The organism is Virgibacillus proomii (genome assembly GCF_018916875.1).
GTDB classification, from domain to species: domain Bacteria; phylum Bacillota; class Bacilli; order Bacillales; family Amphibacillaceae; genus Virgibacillus; species Virgibacillus proomii_B.
In genome coordinates, this window is sequence record NZ_JAHLNO010000028.1 from 86,906 (window position 1) to 106,897 (window position 19,992).

Here is a 19,992-nt window from a genome sequence, read left to right on the forward strand (position 1 = left end):
CTATGTCTTTAGAAAAACTTGGCTTGTCGCCAAGTCTTTAGCGAAAGCTGTAGTTTTTCTTATACTATAAACCCTAAAATTTTATACTTTCCTATAGTACAAGTAAATTATCCCTTTATTAAGGTATAGCTTATAAGTGGCTAGGATTTTTTTAATTCTCAAGAAACGGTATCCAATTTCTAGTGGATATCTTTTTTGCAGATAGCTTCGCCGTCTAGCAAACTTCACTTTTCTTCCTTACGATAAGTTAACATCGGTTCGAATCTAAAAAGGAAGGCCGACTAAAAACGAGCTTATCGCTCAGGCGTCGTATACCCCTGATATAGAGGCATGTTTCCTTTATTCCGTATTTAAGGTCCGTAAGATTCCAGCTTCAAGCGTTAGAGAGACTAAAAATCTAGGTGTGGGATAACAGCGCACCTAAATGTCCGATTGGTTCGGTAAACAGGATAAGGAAGGCTTCTTGAATAGGCACCGCGTGAAAGAGCTCTTTCTTTTTTGGTTCATTTTAATTCTCTTTTGAATGCAAATTTGATTAAAAAAGTAAAAGTTCCAGGTGTATTAAGTGAATTTTTACAGAATGAGTTTTCCTTTATATTTTAAGTTCTATTGTTTTCTTACAATGTATACATATATTAGTAGGAATGCTAGATTAAATAAACCGAAGGAGGAAAGGAATGAAACCAGGTAACTATTCAAAAAAGAGTGGTTCAAAAGCATGGAAGAAGCGAAACGCCATGCTGTTAAAAAAGATTAAGTCAAAGCAACAATCACCCTTTCAACAACAGAGTATTTCAAAAAAACCATCAGGTAACAAACAACTGTTTTTAAAAACGAAAAAACCTTATTACTTACAAAAGTCACCAAAGCGCCCATCTGTTTGGAAAGTTCCGACCTCACTTCTATTAGCTAGTTTAATTGCCATCCTAGTTATACCAACTATGATTGTTGTTCCATACACTAAAGCTGATAAACAGGAGGAAAAAGCAATATCACATGAGGGCGATAAGGAGGAAGTGGCGAGTGAAACAGAATTAGGTGCTTCGCCATTCTCTGTGTCTGTTATGCGGACAGCATCTGATAAGGTGGAAGGTATACCATTAGAAGAATATGTTGTAGGAGTGGTAGCATCTGAAATGCCAGCTGATTTTGAAAAGGAGGCATTAAAAGCACAATCTCTTGCTGCAAGAACGTATATTGTAAACCAAAAACTTCATGGAGAAACGGCAAAAAAAGAATCTGATGTTACAGATACTGTTCAACATCAAGTATATAAAGATGAGTATCAGCTACAGAAAATATGGGGCAGTGATTTTGATTGGAAGATGAAGAAGGTGAAGGAAGCTGTTGCAGAAACAAAAGGGGAAATTTTAACATATAAGAAAGCGCCAATAACCCCAGCATTTTTTTCTACTAGCAATGGATATACGGAAAATTCAGAGGATTACTGGGAAAATGAGCTACCTTATTTAAGGAGTGTAGAAAGTCCGTGGGATAAGTCATCTCCTAAATATTTGGATCAAAAAACATTTTCCCTTGAGCAGTTAGAGACAGCGTTAAAAATGGATTTGCCAGATCAGTTTCCATTGCCAATTGAGATAACACATACGGACAGCAAACGAGTAGAGAAGGTAAATATTGCTGGAAACAGCTTTTCAGGTAGGGACATACGAGAACAGCTTAAATTACAATCTAGTGATTTCACCATTAAACAAAAAAACAATCATTTTATATTTACTACCAAAGGGTTTGGTCATGGTGTTGGAATGAGTCAATACGGAGCAAATGGAATGGCAAAGGAAGGGAAAAACTACAAAGATATTGTTGGCTACTATTATAAAAATGTAGAAATTAGCAAGGTTAATGATATCGCTAAAACTCTCGTCGCAAAATAGGCGGGAGTTTTTTATCGCTATAGGAAAGTATAAAACTTAAGGCTTTATAGTATAAGAAAAATGATAGCTTTCGCCATAAAGACTTGGCGACAAGCCAAGTTTTTCTAATGCGCTTCTAGATTTTGTGCTTAGACTCATTTCATGAACAAAAGTGTTTGTCCAAAATAAAGTCTGGCTTTATCCTAGTAAATCCCCTTAATTTACCCTTCTTTTTTAAAAAAATACAATAAACTGTAAAATATTTTTTGAAAGATGTATATAAATACCTTTTTCTGATCAGAATGGTTGTTGAGGTGATGTTCTAATGAATGAAGAAAACAAAGGGACTTCAAAAAATAAGTGGAGTCGAATTTTTCGTAAAAAGTGGTTTTTCCCTGCTGTCTATTTAACTATTGCTGCTGTATTGTTATCAGTAGTTGTTTGGTATCAAAATAATGATAGTCAGGTTCCGGATGCTCAGGATAAAGGAAATGAATATACACCAGCACAACATGGTGAACGAGCGGAGCCTGTAATGGAACAGCAAGAGACAATTAAAATGCCAATAGCAGACGAAGAAGAAGCAGAAATTGTAACTAAATTTTATGATTACAACGCTGATCAAAAAGAGCAAGAGCAAGCATTGGTCTTGTACAACAATAAGTACTACGAAAGTGATGGTGTAAATATTGCTTCAGCAAGCGGTAAGTCATTTGCTGTTGTAGCTGCTCTAAGTGGTGAGGTTACCGAAGTTAAGGAAGATCCATTGCTTGGAAATGTTGTTGTACTAGAACACGATGATGAAGTCACAACATACTATGCTAGTTTAGAAGAGGTTAATGTCAAAGCAGGAACAGAAGTGAAGCAAGGCGATAAATTAGGAGTAGCGGGAAAAAACGTTTTTGGAAAAGAGAGTGGCACACATGTTTATTTTGAATTGCGCAAGGATGGAAAAGAGGTTAATCCTGAAGAATACTTTAACCAGCCTGTAAGCAGTCTGAATAGTGTGACAGAGGAAGCGTCTGAAAAAACTGAATCACAAGAAAAAGAAGCAGCTCCGTCTAAAGAGGATGAAGCTGCAGAAGAGTCATCTACTGAAGATCAATCACATGACGAAGGTCAAGAAGACAAGTCTGACGCTGATGAAATAGAAGGTCAATTAAATGAGCAGTCTGATAGCTCGACAAAATCTTCTAAAGATGAATAATTGGTCAAGCTCCCTTAGTAATCATAACTGAGGGAGTTTTTACCATTATTACGTCACTAACCGTTCGATATTACTTTTAAAATTATAGAGCTTTTTTAAAAATTTGCCTGTCCCACTGACGCAAAGATGCTTTTTTAAGCATAAACCACATCTGATCATAATAAACTTATACAAACTAATCATTCTAAGATGTCTGAGGTGAGAGCATGTGGGGCTACTTTTCAATTGATAAGGATAGAAAGCGTCCTAAGTATAAGAATAAAATACAGAATATTATTAATGTTAAACGTATTTAGTTGTGAATTAGGTAAACAACTACATATTGTTGCACTGATATTTTCAGTCAATCATTTTATTACAAACTATTCCATACATGAAACACCTGTCTCAAACTACCACCTCGGAAATATACAACTCAGGGAGGCGAACGGTGTGCACGACTACATCAAAGAGAGAACAATCAAAATAGGAAATTATCTTGTGGAAACGAGAAAAACAGTTCGTGTAATAGCAAAGGAATTTGGCGTATCTAAAAGTACGGTCCATAAAGATTTGACAGAGAGATTGCCCGAGATTAATCCAGAGTTAGCAAGCAAAGTGAAAGGAATATTGGAACATCATAAGGCCATTAGGCATTTACGTGGAGGAGAAGCAACGAGAAAAAAATATAAAGTCGATGCTTCAAAAAAAACGGAAGCAAAGCCAGTAGGGTAAGTGGAGTCTAGAGCATCTTCTATTTACCCATCGATAATCCAAACCCATCAAACTATATATATACGAATAAAAGCTTTTTTTAACATAGGGTTAAAAATAGTCATCCAAAAAAATCGTTACCATAAATAAGTCATTTTATCCAGCATCTAAGGTACCGTAAAACTCTCGCTTCAATAATGATAGAGAATAAGCAAAAGTCCAAGTTTTTCAAGGACAAGAAGGACTACGACAGCGATACATCGCACGCAGAAAAAGCGTTTTTCTTTTTTAAGAACTTCTGTGATTTTAGCATTTAATTCTACTTCTCTCAGTAGTAGATGAAGGAAAAGCCCTACAGAATGAAGTTTCATCTTATTAGTAAAAAGCCTTCTGCTAAAAATAGAGGCGGGAGGTTTTTTCTGTTTTTGTATAATACTTGGGAAAGGTTTACATCCAATTATATTTTCCTTAACAAAATTTAAATAAAATGCAGTTAAATGTAGAGATTTGTGGTAAAATATTATATTAGTAGCAGTATGGACAAAAATAATACATAGTAACTAATTAGGAGGATTTGAGCCCATGTTTTCAAGGGATATCGGTATTGATCTTGGGACAGCAAATGTATTGATTCATCTTAAAGGAAAAGGAATAGTTTTAAATGAACCAGCTGTTGTCGCCATGGATCGTAATACAGGAAGAGTACTGGAAGTCGGTGAGGCTGCTAGAAAAATGGTTGGTCGTACACCAGGGAATATTGAAGCTATTCGCCCGTTAAAGGACGGTGTAATTGCCGACTTTGATGTTACAGAAGCGATGCTAAAACATTTTATTAATAAAATAAATGTAAAAGGTTTTTTATCCAAACCAAGGATTTTAATTTGTTGCCCGACAAATATTACCAAAGTTGAACAAAAAGCGATTAAAGAGGCTGCTGAAAAATCAGGTGGAAAAAAGGTTTACTTAGAGGAAGAACCAAAAGTAGCAGCAATTGGTGCAGGTATGGAGATTTTTCAACCTAGTGGTAATATGGTTGTCGACATTGGTGGTGGTACAACAGATGTAGCTGTACTATCCATGGGGGATATTGTAACGTCAGAATCCATTAAAATGGCTGGGGATAAATTTGATGCGGAAGTCCTTCAATACATAAAGAAAAAATACAAACTTTTAATCGGAGAAAGAACAGCAGAAGACATAAAAATTAATGTGGCTACCGTTTTTCAGGGTAGTCGTGATGAACAAATGGAAATTCGTGGTCGGGATATGGTTTCAGGATTACCACGGACTATCTCCGTAAATTCCCAAGAAATAGGAGAAGCATTACGGGAATCTGTCTATCTGATCGTTCAAGCAGCAAAATCCGTGTTAGAGCGTACACCGCCAGAATTATCAGCAGATATTATTGATCGTGGGGTAATTTTAACAGGTGGCGGGGCATTAATTCATGGCATGGATGAATTGCTTGCTGAGGAGTTAAAAGTTCCTGTGTTTATTGCAGAAGAACCTATGAACTGTGTAGCAAAAGGAACAGGTATGATGTTGGAAAATATTGACAAAGTTGATCGAAAAAAGATCATTTAATTGTATTTAAAAAGAAGATAGAGGCTAACCAAGACCAAGATCGCAACATCTTAAATGGCGATGTGCCGCTGTTGAAGTTTTCCTTGTCTTTTAAATGCAGAAGTGCTTTTTCTCGTGCGATGTGTCACTAAAGTAGCTTTTCTTGTCCTGTTGCAAAGTTGACACTGATGTCCCGTCTAGTCGAAGCTTCCAGACGGCGCAGTTTCTAGTAGTGAAGTGTATCGTTACAACAGAACGATTAAATTAAGGGAATAAAGAAAAACTAGGTGTACAGAAATTGGCTAAAATTTTTATTCTCTTCGTTTTAACTTCAACGCTTTTAACAGCAGATATTTCGAGGTGTCATGTTTACCAGACTTTTTAAACATTCTCTTTGATTGAATTAAAGGAAAAAATTATAAAAGGAGGGGAATTCGTTGTTAAGAGGTTTTTATACAGCTGCCAGCGGAATGATCGCTCAGCAGCGTCAGCAGGAGGCTTTTGCAAATAATATTTCCAATGCAAACACCCCGGGCTATAAAGCAGATCAGACAGCTTTGCGAGCTTTTCCAGAAATGTTAATGAATAGAATGGGGGGAGAAAAACTCCCTACTCAACATTCGCTTAGCGTAAGAAAACAAGAGCCAATAGGGTCCTTGAATACAGGCGTGTATGTACAAGAAACGATTCCAACATTTACGCAAGGGGATGTTCGTCAGACAGGAATTTCTACTGACCTTGCGCTTATTGATGGGCAGTTACCTGATGATACAGGAAGGCTTTTTTTCACTGTGCAGAACGCTGCGGGAGATGTTCGCTATACTAGAAATGGTAATTTCACGGTAGATGGCGAGGGATACTTAGTTACAAATCAAGGCTATTATGTTTTGGATCAAGCAGGTGAACCAATTCAAACTGATGGATTGGAATTTACTGTAACCTCTGATGGCTTATTACAAACAGCTGATGCTACTATTCCGTTAGGCATTGCCTATGCTGCTGATGCCAATGAGTTAGTAAAAGAAGGAGATAATTTATATGCTGGGGATGCTGTAGCTGTACCAGCCGGAGCAACTTTTTCTATTAAACAAGGCTTTTTGGAACGTTCAAATGTGGATGCGATGCAATCAATGACCCAAATGTTGGAATCGTACCGTATGTTTGAAACAAATCAGCGAGTTTTAAAGGCTTATGATGAAAGTATGGGTAAGGCAGTAAGTGAAATTGCTCGTTTAGTGTAAAGGAGAGATTAGCATGTCAAGAACAATGATCCAAGCTGCAGTTACAATGAATCAATTACAAAACAAGCTCGACGTGATCGGAAACAATCTGGCAAATAGTCAAACAACAGGTTATAAAAACAGGCAAGCTAATTTTTCCTCGTTACTGTTTCAACAGATGAACAATTTAACGGATCCTAGAAACGCAGAAGGTAGATTAACTCCGGATGGTCTCCGTATCGGAACAGGAGCAAAGCTTGGGGCAATTAATTCAAATATGCAATTAGGTGCATTGCAAAACACAGACAGGGCATTAGATACGGCATTGCTAGATGCAAGTCATTTATATCAAGTTCAAGTAATTGAAAACGGAGTAACCGAGACGCGTTATACACGAGATGGTGCATTTTATTTAAGTCCAGTTAATAACAATCAACAAGTAATGCTTACAAACAGTGATGGAAATCCGGTACTTGGTATAAACGGCCCGATCGTTATTAATGAAGGATTTGATGACATTACACTACTACCTAATGGGGAAATTAGAGTGACACGTGGAGCAACAACTGAAATAGCCGGGAGAGTTGCTGTAGTTGAAGCAGTTCGTCCTCATTTGCTAGAAGCAACTGGAGAAAATTTATTCCGTTTACCTAATGTAGCAGAGCTCGGCTTTAATATAGCTGAAATTATTCAACCGGTGGGAGAGAACGAACAAATTTTAAAAGGTGGCACATTGGAGGCATCGAATGTCGATATGTCTCAAGAAATGTCAGAGTTAATTATGACACAGCGTGCCTATCAATCTAATGCAAGAACGATATCTATGAGTGATCAAATGCTTGGTCTTATTAATCAATTACGCTAAATACCAATTTATTGCCTAGAAGAGGTAAAAGATCTGAGTTCGGCTAGATCGGTAACGTTCAAAAAAACATGTGTATCATTACCGGAGTGTTCCTTACTGCTTAGGGAATTATACAATTTTTTTCATTGTAGGATAATTTTTTTTGAAAAGTAGCTTCGTCTAGCTTAAGCGCTCAAGCTGTAGCAAACTTCGAACTTCTTCCTACGATACGCCAACATCGGCTCGAATCTAAAGGAAGATTCGACTATAACCGGGCTTGCCGTAAAGCGTCGGCATCCCCTGTTTTAGAGGCATGTTTTCTTTAAGGATATAAGGAGCCATATTTTTCTCATTTCAAAGATTGCTTATCATGTTGCAACTTTATGAGAAAAACGGCACCTAAATGCCCGATTGGTTTAACTAACATTCAAGGAGAAAAGCACTCCTTGAATGAAGGTTCACTTTATCTCGTCAGAAGATCTGCCGTTTGTACGTCGCTAACCAAGCGCTTCTACTTGATAAACCCTGAGTGTATTGCTGTTGAAGCTTACTCTGTTCTGTAAATACTGCTGACAGTAGCATGTCCTGTCGAGTTCAAGAGACTGTACGAGCAGTAGAGTATGCAAATTTACAACAGATAGAGTCACAAGCTACAAGGAATTCGATGTGTCATTTTACCGTAAACAACCTCTAGAAGTAAGGAGAAACAAAAACTATGTTCCTAAACCAGAATCTCGTCAAGGGAAAAGGCTCTACCAAAGCTTTAGAGGAAGATGGTACTAAATTAATCTATCGTTCCCAACAAAAGGCTGATTCAAGTACTGCTAAATTACGACAAAGAAGTGAAAAACACCAAAAGCAGCGAGCAGGGACAACGAAAAAACGCCCGAGACTACGCATTTTTCCTATTTGGTTAAGGATTATTGTCGTTTCACTTCTATGTATAATTGCCTTAGTGATTGGACTAATGGTCGGCTATGGAGTCATTGGTGATGGCACGCCTATAGACGCTTTAAAAAAAGAGACATGGCAACATATTATAGACATTGTTACGAAAACAAATTAAGTAAAGCATCTAAGTCCATTGTCGACTGAGATGCTTTTCATTTCAGTTACCATATCATATAAAGTGAAATTTCATTCAGTGCGGGGAATCCTTCATCCGCCACTGAATGTTAGTCCCACAAGGGTATGACCTAAAGGCCTCCCGAACGAATCGGGTATTCAGGTCCGTTATCTCCCCTTAGACTTTTACTTACTCTCAATCATTCTTGAAGTAGGATTCTTACTGCACTTTAGATGCGGGATAAAACAAGAAAAGAGGCTGATAAAATGAATATTGAACAAATAAAAGAGATAATTCCTCATCGTTATCCGTTTCTGTTAGTCGATCGTGTAACAGAATTAGAAGAAGGAAAACGAGTTACAGGTTTGAAAAACGTTTCTGCAAACGAACCATTTTTTCAAGGCCATTTCCCTGAATATGCTGTTATGCCGGGTGTTTTGATTTTGGAGGCGCTGGCACAGCTGGGTGCGATTGCCATGCTTGGCCTAGAAGAAAATAAAGGAAAAATTGGATTTTTAGCTGGTGTGGATAATTGTCGTTTTAAACGGCAAGTTCGCCCTGGTGATCAATTGCAAATGGAAGTGGAGATACTTCGATTAAAAGGTCCAATCGGTAAAGGAAAAGCAGTTGCTAAAGTGGAGGGAAAAACAGCTTGTGAAGCAGAAATTTTATTTGCTATAAAATAAGCTTTGCAGGATGTACAATATCTGGCGAAAATGTCATAGCTAATGTTCTTGCAGGTTAGGAAAATTTTTATGCTGAAGTTAAGGTGATATAGTTATTGTTCGACGTTATAAATGAAATTGGACTATGATCCAAGCGTTAAAATTTCAGTTGTTAGACCAAAAAACAAGGATAAAGATGAAATCCAATCGGCGATTGATGAAACGGCAAAGTATCCCGTAAAGGATACGGATTTCATGACAGGTGATGAACAAAAAAACTTGAAACGTTTATCGAATTTGGAAGAAGGACTTTATCGAAAAAGATTAATTTCTTATGGCGGTTTGCTGAAGGAAATACATAAAAAATTAAATCTTGATGATGTCAAAAATGGCGATTTGATTCATACTGATGATGATGGCTATTCCATCATTGCCATGTGGAACTGGGAACAAAATTATTTTATAAAGGGGCGATAAAATGAAAGCTGTGGTCGATAGAGGAGTGATAATTATGCAAAAAACAAAAGAAAATAACGTATTAAGAGCATTCATGATTTCTCTAATAATAACTTTGATTGTCTTTTTTGTTGGAGACAGCTCAAAATCTAATACAGCGGTTTATTTAATTTTTGTAGGAATTTCTTCATTTGCAAGCCTGAACATTTTATTTTTAATCACTTCAAAGGCATATGAGAAATTTTTGAAGGAAAGTTAAATTTATTTCAAAACTTCACAAAGACGATAAAATTTTATTTTTGCTGAGTACGGTTTTCGGTGATTTTATGACAGACGATGAAGAGAAAAACTTGCAACGTGTGGCTGATTTAGAAAAAGGACTATACCGTAAACGGTTAATTTCTTACGGTGGATTGTTGAAGAAGATACACGCTGAATTGAATCTTGATGACGCTGAGGATGGCGATTTAATTCATATAGCTGATTAGAAAATCAATCTTAATTAGGTTTTCAGGTTACATAATAATCATTCAGCTTGCCGAAACCGCCTCGAATTTTCCGACCCTTTTTAAACCTTAAAATCAATGATTATAATTAAAAAATCACTTCATCTTTCAACTTTAGGAAAAATTGGATAAAAAATTGTATGACTTCTCTTGATTTGGTTATGCTAAAAGCGAACGAATACAAAAGGAGGCATTACAATGAAATCAAAACTTCTTATGAAATTTGGAGCATCTATTTTAATGTTATCATTAATTGCCGCTTGCGCAACAAATGATGATCAAAATCCTGCAGATAATAATGATACACCATTAGAAGATCAGGGGGATAACAACGATCGTCCTGCAGATGACAATGGCATCGATCAGAATGATAACGATCTCCAAAATGAAGGAGATAATACTGACACTTATAATAACGACGATAATAGGATGGACGATGATAACAACCAAGGAAATCAATAATGGTTTAATTTTTTTCGCTCCATACTTAAAAGGGGCAGAACATCACAGTATGTTCTGCCTCTTTTCACATTAAAAAAGCATAAAATTTAGTACGAGCTAAACCGGTAGTGAAAATTTTAGACCTTAAGAGGAAATTTAAAAAGTTCGGCGAAAATGTAGCTGATTTTAACGTACGTTAGAAAGTATCAAATTTTAGTGCAAAAGTTAATATCTTAACTCATTATATCGATCTGTCTGCCAAGTGTGGGATGAGTTATTTTAGAAACAGAGGAATCCGCAATCATTTTTTGTAGCTGTGCGCCTTGAGTTTCCATTACTCTTATTGTATTTTTCATCACCGCTATACCTGCATTAGTTCGTATTTGCTGATTAGCTAAACCAATTGATAATGCAGCTATATCCATCCAAACATCAACTCCTTAACTCGTTTAAAATTAGGTATATTATAACATAGCATGACAACAAAAATTGAAATTGAATGAAAGATTTCTGTAATTAAGGTAAAAGGGACTACATATCCGATGATCATCCACCACAAAGTTTAGAGAAGAGCTTTAATGTAAAAATAATATGCAGGATAAGATGAATTACTTCTGAAGTAAAAGTCTTTCTTCATCTTTTCATTGTTGAAACTAATTGTCGTTAAGTAAAGACAAAATATAGACAAAATAGTAGAATTAATGTTAAAAGTCTAATAATTATCAGAGGAGGAGACTACGTTGAAGCAAGGAATTACATCAGTGTATATTGTATCAATAAAAACAAAAGCGATATTTTGGAGTGAATACACTTATTATCGTTCGCTCATTTTAGAAGATGATGTTCAGAGGAGATCATTGCATCGACCAGAACAAATTATTGATTATAGTTGTCTGTTATATGGATCTACCTTAGAGGGCAGGAGGATGGCTGTAAAAGACGTATTACATTCATCCAGCAAGCTCCCAATTCCGGTCATACCTGAACAAGGTGTTTACATGATGCCAACAGCCTCCATTAAAAATAAAAGCAATGCTTGGATCGCTTATCACCACATATATCGATATGAAAAAAAGAACTCCGGCACATACGTTACGTTTTATGATGGGAGCGGCTGTTATGTAGAAATATCTTTAAATGCATTTGATCTACAATATAAGCGAACAAGTCAATTAATCGTACATCTAAATCGTCCTGTTTTGTTTGGACAATCCAGATTTCCTGCAATGAAATTATTTCACCAGCATTTATAACTATGTTTTACTTGAGAAATTTTATGAGTAAGATATAAAGGAAAAATAGCAAGTTTTATAAGCAGTATGAATTAAATTAACTGTTTTATCTTCAATAATCGATAAAGTGTGAATCATTAATTAAGTACCAATTATTGAAAACGGTAATTAATCTTAAAGTATTTTTACTTGTTTTTCAGATGGTTAGCTTGTTATTATGAATACGTTCAAAAATACTTGTATCTACAAAGGCTTGATATTACTTTAACAAGTAGTAACTTTCAATCATCTAAAAATCTAAATCAAACAATAGAAAAGTGAAAGTGATTAATTTTCCATAAGACAAGGAATACTTTATCGTTAGAAATACATCCTAAGTCGTAGTTAGTTATATTACCTTAGCCAGTTATCAAACAATGATATAATCTATACAATAAGGTTAGACATAACTGGAACAGATACGGAACTATCGTTTTAAATTAGAAGCGTATAAAATAAATGACAGACGTTAATTTAATTAAAGTGAGAATAATTATGTCCAAAAGCATACTAAAACTTTATTTAATCTAAACATACAGTGAAAATTAAGGTGTATCTGTACTAGTTTTTTTAACTGCCTAGAATATTAAGTATTTCGCTTGTACATTACCTTATATAATACTTTATGGTTAGCAAATGAAAAGATTTAAAAGTTAAAGCTAGGTTCACATTCGGAAATACTAGATCAGTCATGTTTGGGATTTGATTTTTTGCAGTAACTATCCTGTACTATAGAGGAGAAAATTGTGTAAAATTAAAGCAAGCGTGTTAGTTGGCTAACTAATCTCGAATCTAAGGTGATTTAAGACCACTACTTCAAAAGTTATAGAGAATACAAAAGTCTAATGGGAGATAACGGCACTTAAATAACTGATTCGTTCAGATAAGAAAAGCTTCTTCTTGATTAGGCATCCTTAAAAAATGCCCTACTTTTTTAAGGATGTCAGAAATTTTAGGTTTTTTTCTACTTCTATCTGTATGTGATGAAGGAAAGTCAACATAAAATGAAGTTTCACTTTATAGCCATCGGCAAAGATATGGAAGTCCCACGAAGATGGATAAAACGAATAAGTGTTAAGGAGTCAATTTTCTACAGTGGGTTAAGAATCACATTTGTAGGGAACAAGAAAAACCACCACGCGTGCAATTTGGCCGTGTATAATTTATGTATTTCATGAAACAAATGCTTAACTAAGTACGTATATACTGATAATGAGAAGATAGCCTAAATTCAATAGAGGGGAAAAACGTGTAGTTTTTTACCTGTACGTTAAAAGCAAGTTTTAAAAGACATATACATAGTTTTTAGAATACTGAATACGAAGCCTATCAAGTTAGATATTTAACTAAAAATATCTACTACTAGAATAGTCTTCAAGAGCTGGTAGCAATAGATCGTTTTCCAAGAAAATACGTTAAATCCAAATATTCAGCAGCGCTCTATTGCTAGCAAACTTCGATCTTCTTTCTACGATAAGTCAACATCGGCTCCTCGTGGAGGTTTCCCTTTATCTCGTCTGAAGCTCTTCAGTTTGTATGTCGCTACCGCCTTCTAGTTTTAGTTCTATTTGCTCAATTAGATATACCGCTCCATTTATAAAGGGTTAAAAGATAAAATCAGATTTACATCATTGCTATGTAACAATTATTTGCGGTTTACCCAGGTTCTATAAATGAATCCATTAGTGAAAAGCATTCAATAGTAGATAAGAGAGGGGCATTATTTAAGTGAAAAAAATTTATGTTAGCTTAGCCATTATCGTCATAGCATTAATGCTTGCTGCATGCAATGAGGAAGATGATAAAAAAGTAAAAAATGAAGAACGTGTTATCCCTGTTGAAACAAAGAAGATAAAAGAAGGAGATATTGTTATTGAAAAAAGCATCTATGGCAGAACAGAACCAACAGGGGCCATGCCCGTAATGGTTCAAAACCCAGGTGAGGTTAATCAAGTAGAAGTTAAAACCGGGGATAAAGTCGAGAAGAATGATCCAATAGCAATCATTCAGTCTCCAGTTGGTAAGCAAACAATTCGTGCTCCTAAAGATGGAAAAATAACTCAGCTTAATGTTAGTGAAGGAGAATTGGCTTCAACTGAAGATCCGTTAGCGATTATTGCTGATTCCGACTCGTTAAAACTGACCTTTACCGTCACGGATGACGATCGTAATCTGCTAGAGGTAGAGGATGAGTTTGATGTATCCATTGATAATAAAAAATATAGAGCCAAGATAACATCAGCTGATGCAATGCCAAACGACACTGGATTATATCCAATCAAGGCATCCGTAAAAAATAAAGAAAACAAATTACTACCTGGTATGATAGCAAAATTACAAGTTCCAGAAACAAGAATAAAAAAAGCGTTAATCGTTCCCACTCAAGCTGTTGAGGAAGAAGGGAATGAATCGTTTATCTATGTGGTAAAAGATAATAAAGCGGTCCGTACTGTTGTTTCCATAAAGGAATCTCAATCGGACCAGACAGCTATTGAGGGAGACATCAAAGCTTTCGATACAGTTATCGTAAAAGGACAACTATCTCTATCGGACGGTAGTAAGGTTAAAGTTGTGAAAGGGGAATAAGACTTGAAGCTAATCAAAACATCTGTAAAACGTCCAGTAGGCGTTATTATGATAGTCCTTGCAATACTCGCTCTTGGTGTAGTTTCATTGCGCAGCTTAACTGTTGATCTTTTCCCAAAAATAGATCTCCCGGTGGCTGTGGTGGCAACATCATATGAAGATGCAGCACCACAAGAAGTTGAGAATCTAATCAGTAGACCAATTGAGTCGGCTGTAAGCACTGTAGAAGGGATAGAAACTGTCCAATCTCAATCTCAATCAGGATCATCCTTAGTTATTATGATGTTTAGTAACGGAACAGACTTAGATCAGGCTTTACTTGATGTCCGAGAAAGTGTTGACCAAGTAAAGGGGATGTTGCCTAGTCAAGCAGGCGATCCGAATATTATGCGATTTAATCCGGACCAGTTGCCGGTGATATGGGTTGGCTTAACTGGAGACGACACAGCTTCCTTAACGGAAATAGCTGATGATCAATTGGTACCATTTTTTGAACAGCAAGGTGGAGTGGGATCTGTCAGCGTCGAAGGTGGTAAAGAAAGAGAGATTCAGTTAGTTCTCAATGAAGCCAAATTACAGCAATATGGTGTTACAACGCAAACAATTATTCAATCATTAAACAGTGCCAATCAGTCAGCTTCAGTTGGGACAGTTGAAAAAGGCGATAAGGATCTTCAACTGCGTGTGACTGGTGAATTCAAGTCAATGAAAGATATTAAACAAACGCTTGTTCAAACGGAAGCAGGCGCAACTGTACAAGTAGAAGATTTAGCAGAAGTAAAAGATGCTTATAAAGACGAATCTGGATTGACGTTAGTAAATGGAAAACCTTCCGTAGTTTTATCTATACTAAAAAAAACCGACAGCAATACGGTGGAAGTAGCAACAAATATTAAAGAGAGTATGAAAGAAATAGAACGGGATTTGCCAAAAGATGTTAATTTAAATGTAATTATAGACACATCAGATTTTATTCAAATGTCAATTGATTCTGTGGGGCAAAACATTTTAATTGGTGGCATCATCTCAATCTTTATTTTGTTGTTATTCCTAAAGAGTATTCGCGCAACCCTTGTAATAGGCTTGTCAATTCCTATTGCGATCATTACCACTTTCATTTTAATGTACTTCACAGGAGAGACATTAAATATTTTAACCTTGGGCGGGTTGGCATTGGGATTAGGAATGATGGTGGATAGCTCAATCGTTATTCTGGAACATATCTATTCTTATCGCCAACAAGGATACAATTTAAAGGAAGCGGCGATTAAAGGAGCGAGTGAGTTGGCTCCTGCTGTAATTGCTTCAACAACAACTACATTGGTTGTATTTTTACCGATTATTTATGTAGAAGGAATAGCATCCGACATGTTTACGCCACTTGCATTAACCGTATCTTTTTCATTAATTACTTCGCTTGTGGTAGCTATTACATTAGTCCCGATGCTTTCTTCCAAGCTCCTGCAAAAAGCAATAAAAGATAGTGGCAGACGTTATTGGTTTGATCGCTTCTTAGGTTGGTTAACGAATGGGTATAGAAATAGTTTAAAATGGGTGCTTGGTCATCGTAAAACAACTATTTTTGCAACCATTTTAGCGATTGTTGCCAGTTTGATGCTTACACCGTTTATCGGAGCGGAGTTTGTTCCTTCTGCTGATCAAGGGCAATTAGAAGTACGTGTAGAAACACCTTCAGGAAGTTCATTACAATATACAGAGAAACTTGTTGAACAAGTAAACAAGGAATTAAAGGAATTTACACCATTGATTGAAACAAATTATGTAAATATTGGTAGTGGAACCTTTACTTCCGGAGGAGGAATTAGTAATAGTAATGAAGCTATTTACACGATTCAGCTCATTCCTTCTGGAGAACGCGAAAAAACAACCGTCGATGTTGTTAAAGAAATGGACGATAAATTAAAAGAGATTGCCGGTGCAGAAATAACCGTTAATTCCATGGATTCAGGAATGAATATGGGTGATCCAATCCAGATACAATTAAACGGACCAGAACACGAATTGTTAAAGGAACTTGCTGGCGAAGTTATTAAGGAAATTGATGATGTAAATGGGGTTTATAATCCGGAAACCTCTGCTTCGGAAGGTGTTCCGCAACTGAATATTGAGATCAATCAAGACCGCGCTGCCATGTATGGTTTAAACCATGAACAGATATTGGGACAAGTTCAAATGCAGTTTACTGGTCAAGTAGTTACACAATATCGAGAAGATGGTAAAGAAATGGATGTTACATTAATTTACCCTAAGGAACAGCGTAGCAAAATAGCCGACTTGCACGATATGAAAATACAAACTCTACAAGGTACAACTATTTCACTAGATGAAGTAGCAGAATTTAAGCAAATGAGTGGACCTGTTAGTCTACAACGAGAAAATCAGCAGCCACAAATAAATGTCGGCAGTCAAGTTGTTGACCGTGATTTAGCAAGTACCACAGCTGATGTAGAATCCGTATTAGATAATATGAACTTTCCGGAGGGCTATAGCTATCAAATTGGGGGACAAGCACAAGACATGACAAAGTCATTTACAGACCTTGCTATTGCGCTAGTTTTCTCGATTTTCCTGGTCTATGCAGTAATGGCTGTTCAGTTTGAAAACTTCTTATTCCCGTTCATTATTATGTTCTCAATGCCAGCAACTGTTATTGGAGTAGTGCTAGGGTTATTTATCATGGATATCCCGTTAAGTATACCAGGCTTTATAGGAATAATTATGTTGGCGGGAATTGTCGTTAACAACTCGATTGTGTTAGTAGACTATATTAACCTTTTACGGCGAAAAGGAATGACGCGTTATGAAGCAATATTAGAAGCAGGGAGAAGCAGACTCCGTCCAATTTTAATGACAACTTTAACCACTATTTTAGCTATGGTGCCATTAGCTCTAGCATTAGGTGAAGGTGCAGAAATGCAACAGCCATTAGCAGTAACGATTATTTTTGGTCTGGGCATTTCAAGTATATTTACACTGTTATTAATCCCAGTAGTTTATACGTTGTTTGATGACTTAACTGCAAAGTTTACAAAAGGAAACAAAGGTAAAGAAAAGGCATAATTAAAAATTTGATATGCTCCCCTTAAGGTAGACAGATTAAAAAATAAAAATCTGTTTTCCTTAAGGGGAGTTTTTGTATGTCCAAAAGATCTCATTCAAGTAAATTAAAATATGAAGTAATAAAGGCTTATAAAAATGAGGATTATACAATGAATGAGTTATGTTCAACGTATAAAATTAATAAATCAACTCTATATAGATGGATTGAAAAATTTGAGAATGAAGGAATACGTGGTTTAGAAGAATCGAAAACATGGAAACCGTATTCTCAAGAATTAAAAGAAACAGCCGTAAGAGATTATCTTTCAGGTGAATATTCCTTACGTGAGGTTATAAGAAAGCATGGTATATCTGATACAAAAGTTCTCCGTAAATGGATAAAGAAGTATAATAGTCATAGAGAATTAAAAGAGACGGGAAAAGGAGTTCGCTCTATGACTAAAGGAAGAAAAAAACGAATTGGAAAGAACGGATTGGAATAGTACAGGACGCTTTATCCAACGATAAAAATTATCAAGAAACTGCGGAAACTCATAAAGTATCTTATCAACAAGTATATCAATGGGTGCGTAAATATGAAGCTGATGGATGGGATGCATGAAAGGATAGACGGGGTCGTTGTAAAAGTGTAGAAGAATTAACTCCGGAAGAAAAAATGAAGTTAGAGATTCAGAGAATAGAAAAAGAGAATGAACGTTTACGTGCGGAGAATGCATTTCTAAAAAAGTTAGAGGAGATCGAAAGGAGGCGAAAATAAACCAAGTAAGATTTGAAGCTAAATATATCGCAATAAAAGAATTACATGTAGAAGAAGAAAGTATGTCCATTTCCCTTCTTTGTGAAATCGCTGGGGTCGTACGATCCTCTTACTATAAATGGTTAAATAGAACACCTTCTAAACAAGAACTTCAAGGAACATCCACTTATTCATAATGATCGAGGATTTCAATATACTTCACATGGATTTAAACGTAGGATAAATAAGATTGAGATGACACACGGTATGTCGCGAGTTGGTAAATGTATGGATAACGGACCAATGGAATCTTTTTGGGGAACACTCAAAAGCGAAAAGTATTATTTACATAAGTATGAGACATTTGAGGAGCTATCTAAAGCGATGAATGAGTACATATATTTTTATAATCATGATAGATATCAAGAACGATTAAACGGCCTCAGCCCTATAGAATATAGAACTAAAGCCGCTTAAATCATTTTTATTATTTCCACTGTCTACTTGACAGGGGCCAGTTCATTTTGCAATTGAGGTGGGGAATTTTTAACCAAAGTAACATAGGTTAATTTTACAACATTGCTTGTTAATGATAATGCGTGAATAAAGCTAGTTGTTGACGACCTGGTACGTAGAGAGAGGGTCTGAAAAAATACTCCAAGAAACAATATATTTATAATGGTCCGAAATGTTTCAACTATTTTTTACTTGTTAGTCCTTCATAAATCTTATCAATGTTATATTGCAAGTATTTTATATACGTATCTCCTTCTTCGCCAGGTTTACCAATTTCATCTGAGTAGAGTTCGCCATATATTTCAACACCGGATTCTTTTGATACAGTCTCCATCGGTCTTGGATCTACGTTTGTTTCTACAAATAAGACTGGTGGATCATGTTTTTCTATAAACTTAAGCAATGAAGTGATTTGTTCTGGTGAACCATTTTCCTCTGTATCAATGGCCCAAATGTATCCTTCTTTTAATCCATAACGTTTTGTCATATACTGATAGGCTTGCTCGCTTGTGATAAACACGCGATCTTCTTCGGGAATTTCATTGATTTTAGTTTTATATTTTTCATCAATTTCTCTTAATTGATCTAAATATTTTTCGGCATTTTCTTTATAATACTCTTTGTTATCGGGATCAATTTCGATTAGAGCATCACGTACATTTTCAGTCATTTGTATGCCAACAATAGGATCTAAAAACGCATGGGGATTAACTTCCTCCTCTTTTTTATCGCCAGAACCTGATGTTACATACATTGGTTCTACCCCTTTTGTCAGTTCAAAAGCATTATTCCAATCTTGACTAACCGATTCCATCATTTTTGCAAACCAGCCATTATCGCCACCTTCTAAGTTCAGCCCGTTATAAAATAAAACATCAGCATCTGTCGCAGCTTTAATATCTTCTGGCAGCGGTTCATATTCATGCGGATCTGTTCCTGTTGGTACAAGATTATGCACGTTAACACGATCTTTACCGATTTCCTTAACCATATCCTCAAGCAATGTAAAAGAGGTTACAGCGAGGACTTTATCCCCGTTACGAGTTGTTTCTGTATTTGCTTTACTAGTTTTACTTGCACTATCTTTTGCTGTTTCATTATTTTCATTTCCACACGCTGCTAATACAATGAGTGCCATCAATACAACAGTCATTAATTTAATAATCTTTCTCATAAAACAAATTCCTCTCCTTTATTATATTGATAAATTATTTTTGTATTATTTTTAACACATAAAGAACATTTATCCTGTATCTAAGGTATCGAA

General features: G+C 35.9%; 19 protein-coding genes and 1 pseudogene. 18 read left to right on the forward strand and 2 right to left on the reverse strand.

Annotated features, from left to right (window positions below):
• Positions 1-677 precede the first annotated feature (677 nt).
• The 12 genes and pseudogenes from spoIID (at position 678) to KQI21_RS14690 (ending at position 10,556) form a co-directional block, all read left to right on the forward strand.
• Positions 678-1,895 (forward strand): stage II sporulation protein D, encoded by a 1,218-nt coding sequence (gene spoIID / locus KQI21_RS14635; protein ID WP_216484978.1) that lies wholly within the window; start codon positions 678-680, stop codon positions 1,893-1,895.
• 304 nt (positions 1,896-2,199) lie between these two features.
• A complete protein-coding gene (gene spoIIQ, locus KQI21_RS14640) occupies positions 2,200-3,081 on the forward strand; it encodes a stage II sporulation protein SpoIIQ (protein ID WP_216484979.1) in 882 nt (293 codons plus the stop codon).
• A gap of 432 nt (positions 3,082-3,513) precedes the next feature.
• Positions 3,514-3,795, forward strand: a complete 282-nt coding sequence (gene spoIIID, locus KQI21_RS16290) for a sporulation transcriptional regulator SpoIIID (RefSeq protein ID WP_309245563.1) — start codon at positions 3,514-3,516, stop codon at positions 3,793-3,795.
• Between the two features lie 561 nt (positions 3,796-4,356).
• Positions 4,357-5,358, forward strand: coding sequence for a rod shape-determining protein (locus tag KQI21_RS14650; protein WP_077318492.1), 1,002 nt, complete (start codon positions 4,357-4,359; stop codon positions 5,356-5,358).
• A 416-nt stretch (positions 5,359-5,774) separates the two neighbouring features.
• The gene (locus tag KQI21_RS14655; RefSeq protein WP_216484981.1) at positions 5,775-6,578 is read left to right on the forward strand and encodes a flagellar hook-basal body protein; all 804 of its coding nucleotides are present in this window, start codon (positions 5,775-5,777) and stop codon (positions 6,576-6,578) included.
• A gap of 13 nt (positions 6,579-6,591) precedes the next feature.
• Positions 6,592-7,422, forward strand: coding sequence for a flagellar hook-basal body protein (locus KQI21_RS14660; protein WP_216484982.1), 831 nt, complete (start codon positions 6,592-6,594; stop codon positions 7,420-7,422).
• Between the two features lie 694 nt (positions 7,423-8,116).
• Positions 8,117-8,467 (forward strand): DNA-directed RNA polymerase subunit beta, encoded by a 351-nt coding sequence (locus tag KQI21_RS14665; RefSeq protein WP_216484983.1) that lies wholly within the window; start codon positions 8,117-8,119, stop codon positions 8,465-8,467.
• 266 nt (positions 8,468-8,733) lie between these two features.
• Positions 8,734-9,153, forward strand: a complete 420-nt coding sequence (gene fabZ / locus KQI21_RS14670; RefSeq protein WP_216484984.1) for a 3-hydroxyacyl-ACP dehydratase FabZ — start codon at positions 8,734-8,736, stop codon at positions 9,151-9,153.
• Between the two features lie 111 nt (positions 9,154-9,264).
• Entirely contained in the window at positions 9,265-9,609 is a 345-nt protein-coding gene (locus tag KQI21_RS14675) for a protein rep (RefSeq protein ID WP_216484985.1), read from the forward strand.
• Position 9,610: 1 nt separating this feature from the next.
• Positions 9,611-9,847, forward strand: coding sequence for a hypothetical protein (locus tag KQI21_RS14680; protein ID WP_216484986.1), 237 nt, complete (start codon positions 9,611-9,613; stop codon positions 9,845-9,847).
• Between the two features lie 61 nt (positions 9,848-9,908).
• Positions 9,909-10,076, forward strand: a pseudogene (locus tag KQI21_RS14685) (protein rep); the annotation flags it as partial.
• Positions 10,077-10,292: 216 nt separating this feature from the next.
• Complete coding sequence (locus KQI21_RS14690) at positions 10,293-10,556, forward strand: hypothetical protein (RefSeq protein ID WP_216484988.1); 264 nt, start codon at positions 10,293-10,295, stop codon at positions 10,554-10,556.
• A 212-nt stretch (positions 10,557-10,768) separates the two neighbouring features.
• On the opposite strand, the gene KQI21_RS14695 is transcribed toward KQI21_RS14690, so the two are convergent.
• Positions 10,769-10,960, reverse strand: coding sequence for a YjfB family protein (locus tag KQI21_RS14695; protein ID WP_216484989.1), 192 nt, complete (start codon positions 10,958-10,960; stop codon positions 10,769-10,771).
• A 315-nt stretch (positions 10,961-11,275) separates the two neighbouring features.
• Between KQI21_RS14695 and KQI21_RS14700 the strand changes: the two genes are divergently transcribed.
• From KQI21_RS14700 to KQI21_RS17105, 6 genes are all read left to right on the forward strand, one after another.
• Positions 11,276-11,788: a competence protein ComK gene (locus KQI21_RS14700; protein WP_216484990.1), complete on the forward strand. Its 513-nt coding sequence runs from the start codon at positions 11,276-11,278 to the stop codon at positions 11,786-11,788.
• A 1,746-nt stretch (positions 11,789-13,534) separates the two neighbouring features.
• A complete protein-coding gene (locus KQI21_RS14705; protein ID WP_216484991.1) occupies positions 13,535-14,392 on the forward strand; it encodes an efflux RND transporter periplasmic adaptor subunit in 858 nt (285 codons plus the stop codon).
• Positions 14,393-14,395: 3 nt separating this feature from the next.
• Positions 14,396-17,473, forward strand: a complete 3,078-nt coding sequence (locus KQI21_RS14710) for an efflux RND transporter permease subunit (RefSeq protein WP_216484992.1) — start codon at positions 14,396-14,398, stop codon at positions 17,471-17,473.
• 77 nt (positions 17,474-17,550) lie between these two features.
• Positions 17,551-17,955 (forward strand): helix-turn-helix domain-containing protein, encoded by a 405-nt coding sequence (locus tag KQI21_RS17095; protein ID WP_301281761.1) that lies wholly within the window; start codon positions 17,551-17,553, stop codon positions 17,953-17,955.
• On the forward strand, positions 17,952-18,074 hold the full coding sequence (locus KQI21_RS17100; protein WP_309245565.1) for a helix-turn-helix domain-containing protein: 123 nt from the start codon (positions 17,952-17,954) through the stop codon (positions 18,072-18,074). The genes KQI21_RS17095 and KQI21_RS17100 overlap by 4 nt, the downstream gene beginning before the upstream one ends.
• 402 nt (positions 18,075-18,476) lie before the next feature.
• Positions 18,477-18,686: an IS3 family transposase gene (locus tag KQI21_RS17105; protein ID WP_444972198.1), complete on the forward strand. Its 210-nt coding sequence runs from the start codon at positions 18,477-18,479 to the stop codon at positions 18,684-18,686.
• A gap of 220 nt (positions 18,687-18,906) precedes the next feature.
• On the opposite strand, the gene KQI21_RS14720 is transcribed toward KQI21_RS17105, so the two are convergent.
• Entirely contained in the window at positions 18,907-19,899 is a 993-nt protein-coding gene (locus tag KQI21_RS14720; protein WP_253291535.1) for a metal ABC transporter solute-binding protein, Zn/Mn family, read from the reverse strand.
• Between the last annotated feature and the right edge of the window lie 93 nt (positions 19,900-19,992).

Bases quoted from the DNA above. Each gene is read 5' to 3' on its own strand.
- KQI21_RS14650 (WP_077318492.1), top strand. From the start codon at position 4,357: ATGTTTTCAAGGGATATCGGTATTGATCTTGGGACAGCAAATGTATTG.
- KQI21_RS14720 (WP_253291535.1), bottom strand. From the start codon at position 19,899: ATGAGAAAGATTATTAAATTAATGACTGTTGTATTGATGGCACTCATT.
- KQI21_RS14665 (WP_216484983.1), top strand. From the start codon at position 8,117: ATGTTCCTAAACCAGAATCTCGTCAAGGGAAAAGGCTCTACCAAAGCT.
- KQI21_RS14690 (WP_216484988.1), top strand. From the start codon at position 10,293: ATGAAATCAAAACTTCTTATGAAATTTGGAGCATCTATTTTAATGTTA.
- spoIIQ (WP_216484979.1), top strand. From the start codon at position 2,200: ATGAATGAAGAAAACAAAGGGACTTCAAAAAATAAGTGGAGTCGAATT.
- spoIID (WP_216484978.1), top strand. From the start codon at position 678: ATGAAACCAGGTAACTATTCAAAAAAGAGTGGTTCAAAAGCATGGAAG.
- KQI21_RS14695 (WP_216484989.1), bottom strand. From the start codon at position 10,960: ATGGATATAGCTGCATTATCAATTGGTTTAGCTAATCAGCAAATACGA.
- KQI21_RS14680 (WP_216484986.1), top strand. From the start codon at position 9,611: ATGAAAGCTGTGGTCGATAGAGGAGTGATAATTATGCAAAAAACAAAA.
- KQI21_RS17095 (WP_301281761.1), top strand. From the start codon at position 17,551: ATGTCCAAAAGATCTCATTCAAGTAAATTAAAATATGAAGTAATAAAG.
- KQI21_RS14675 (WP_216484985.1), top strand. From the start codon at position 9,265: ATGAAATTGGACTATGATCCAAGCGTTAAAATTTCAGTTGTTAGACCA.
- KQI21_RS14660 (WP_216484982.1), top strand. From the start codon at position 6,592: ATGTCAAGAACAATGATCCAAGCTGCAGTTACAATGAATCAATTACAA.
- KQI21_RS17105 (WP_444972198.1), top strand. From the start codon at position 18,477: ATGTCGCGAGTTGGTAAATGTATGGATAACGGACCAATGGAATCTTTT.
- fabZ (WP_216484984.1), top strand. From the start codon at position 8,734: ATGAATATTGAACAAATAAAAGAGATAATTCCTCATCGTTATCCGTTT.